Source organism: Dietzia sp. B44, from assembly GCF_014145245.1.
GTDB classification, from domain to species: Bacteria; Actinomycetota; Actinomycetes; order Mycobacteriales; family Mycobacteriaceae; genus Dietzia; species Dietzia natronolimnaea.
In genome coordinates this window covers 1-2,675 of the sequence record NZ_JAALEF010000231.1, presented here as the reverse complement: position 1 = coordinate 2,675, position 2,675 = coordinate 1, and the positions used below count along the sequence as shown (strand labels likewise).

General features: G+C 70.8%; 3 protein-coding genes. 2 read left to right on the top strand and 1 reads right to left on the bottom strand.

What is annotated here, in order from left to right:
- The first annotated feature begins 94 nt into the window (after window positions 1-94).
- Window positions 95-1,093 (top strand): NAD(P)H-dependent glycerol-3-phosphate dehydrogenase, encoded by a 999-nt coding sequence (locus G6017_RS08460; protein ID WP_179525497.1) that lies wholly within the window; start codon window positions 95-97, stop codon window positions 1,091-1,093.
- A gap of 10 nt (window positions 1,094-1,103) precedes the next feature.
- Window positions 1,104-2,210 (top strand): D-alanine--D-alanine ligase, encoded by a 1,107-nt coding sequence (locus G6017_RS08455; RefSeq protein WP_182610897.1) that lies wholly within the window; start codon window positions 1,104-1,106, stop codon window positions 2,208-2,210.
- Between the two features lie 10 nt (window positions 2,211-2,220).
- Here the strand turns inward: G6017_RS08455 and G6017_RS08450 are convergent.
- Window positions 2,221-2,675, bottom strand: a 455-nt coding sequence (locus tag G6017_RS08450; protein WP_182616915.1) for a DUF3515 domain-containing protein, incomplete at its 5' end; no start/stop codon positions are given.

The window sequence follows — 2,675 nt, the reverse complement described above, 5'->3', positions numbered from 1 at the left end:
CCAGCAGACCCTCGCGAGCGCGCCGGGCCGGGTAGCGTTTGCACACGATCCACCGGCGATGGCCCGGGTGGGGGACGACGAGCCGGGAGGCGAAATGGCGCGGGTCGCGGTGATGGGTGCGGGGTCGTGGGGGACCGCCGTCGGCAAGGTGCTCGCGGACGCGGGGTCGGAGGTGGTCATGTGGGCCCGCCGGGACGAGGTGGCCGACGGGATCAACGAGCGGCACTGTAACGAGAAGTACCTGCCGGGCATCGTCCTGCCCGCGACGGTGACCGCCTCGACGGACCCGGCCGAGGTGCTCGCGGGCTCCCACGAGGTCGTCCTGGCCGTCCCGTCGCAGAGCCTGAGGGGGAACCTGGAGAAATGGGTCGACCTCCTCGAGTCGGACGCCGGGGTGATCTCCCTGGCGAAGGGGATCGAGACCGGGTCGCTGATGCGCATCAGCGAGGTCGTCGCCGAGGTCACCGGGTTGACGGGGGACAGGATCGCCGCGTTGTCCGGCCCCAACCTCGCGCGGGAGATCGCCGAGGGTCAGCCTGCGGCGACGGTGATCGCCTGTACGGACGTCGACCGGGCGGCCCGCCTGCAGGACGCGTTCTCCACCCCCTACTTCCGTCCCTACACCAACACCGATGTGGTGGGGTGCGAGATCGGAGGCTCCACCAAGAACGTCATCGCTCTGGTGTGTGGCATCGCCACCGGGATGGGCCTGGGTGACAACACCATGGCCACGCTCGTCACCCGTGGGTTGGCGGAGTCGACGAGGCTCGGGGTGGCGCTCGGCGCCAACCAGATGACCTTCGCCGGACTCGCGGGGCTCGGCGACCTCGTCGCCACCTGCACCTCGCCCCTGTCCCGCAACCGGACCTTCGGTGAACGGCTGGGCAAGGGCGAAACCCTGGAGCAGGCCCAGGAGGCCACCAACGGACAGGTCGCGGAGGGGGTCAAGTCCTGCACCTCGATCCGTGCGCTCGCCCGACAGGTCGGGGTCGAGATGCCGCTCACCGAGGCCGTCCACGAGATCTGCCACGAGGGTGGTGACGCCGTCGAGGTGGCGGTGCGCCTCATGAGACGGAGCACCAAGCCCGAGTAGCCTCGGCCCGGTGAATCGCATCACCGTTGCCGTCCTCTACGGCGGCCGCAGCACGGAGCACTCCGTGAGCTGCGTGTCCGCCGGCGCCGTCATGGCACATCTCGACCGATCCGTCTACGAGGTGATCCCCGTCGGGATCACCGGATCGGGGCGGTGGACCCTGGGTCCCGACGACGTGTCGGGCCTGCGGATCGTCGACCGCGTCATGCCGGAGGTCGACCCGGGGCGACCACAGGTGGCGCTGGGACTGTCCACCGGTGACCGCGGGGTCCTGCGGTACGTGGACGGGGAGCGGGCCGGTGAGCAGGCCGCCCGCGTGGACGTGGTCTTCCCCGTCATGCACGGCACCCACGCGGAGGACGGCACCGTCCAGGGACTCCTCGAACTCTCGGGGATCCCCTACGTGGGTCCGGGGGTGTTCGCCAGTGCGGCCGGCATGGACAAGGAGTTCACCAAGGTCGTGCTGGGTGCGGCGGGTCTGCCGATCGGTGAGCAGGTGGTGCTGCGTCCCGGGATCGCGACGCTGCCGCAGACGGAACTCGACCGGCTCGGGTTCCCGTTGTTCGTCAAGCCCGCCCGCGGTGGCTCGTCCATCGGGATCACCAAGGTCTCCCGCGCGGGAGACCTCGACGCGGCGATCGCCGAGGCCCGCCGGTTCGACCCCAAGGTGATCGTCGAGGCCGCCATCGTGGGCCGCGAGGTCGAATGTGGTGTCCTGCAGTACCCGGACGGTCGGGTGGAGGCGAGCCTGCCCGCCGAACTCCACATCCCCGGTGAGCCGACCGGTCTGGAGGGTGAGACCGAGGGCGACTCCTTCTACGACTTCGACACCAAGTACCTCGACGACGTCTGCACGTTCGACCTACCCGCGCTGCTCCCCACCGCGGACACCGACCGATTGCGCACGCTGGCCGTCGAGGCGTTCCACGCCCTGGACGCCCGTGGACTGAGCCGGGTCGACTTCTTCGTCACCGAGCACGGACCGGTGATCAACGAGGTCAACACCATGCCGGGGTTCACCCCGATCTCGATGTACCCGCAGATGTGGGCGGCCTCCGGCGTCGACTACCGGACCCTGCTCGACACTCTGGTGCGGACCGCGCTCGCCGGCTGCTGACCCCGGGGGGTCACCCGATCGGAGCGGGCCGCGGTTCGACGGCCTCGAGACCGGCGGAGAGGGCGTCCGAGAGATCCTGGATCGGACCCGTACCGCCGGTCGCGGGGAGAGTGACCGCGATGTACTCCGGTCGGTCGACGGCGACCCAGGTGGACGACGTCACTGCGGGGTCCGGGTCCGGTTCGTTGAACCACTGGACGCCGTTGACCTCCTGGAGCGACACCCCGACGGTGAAGGTCGGCGGGGCCGGGAGGCCGCAGCGGACGACGACGGTCTGGGCGTCGGGCAGCCGGTACGCCGCGGCACCCGGCGGGGCGGGCTCGACGAACGCGACCCGGTTCGCCTCACCGAGGGTGTCCGGGAGGGACTCGACCAGCGACAGGCACACCTCGGAATCGGCTCCGGGGGCCGGGATGGTCACCGCGGTCACGGGCTCGCTCGCGGCGGACTCGGCTGCCTCGTCCC

Excerpts from the sequence above, each read along its gene's own strand:
- G6017_RS08460 (WP_179525497.1), top strand. The coding sequence starts at position 95 with ATGGCGCGGGTCGCGGTGATGGGTGCGGGGTCGTGGGGGACCGCCGTC.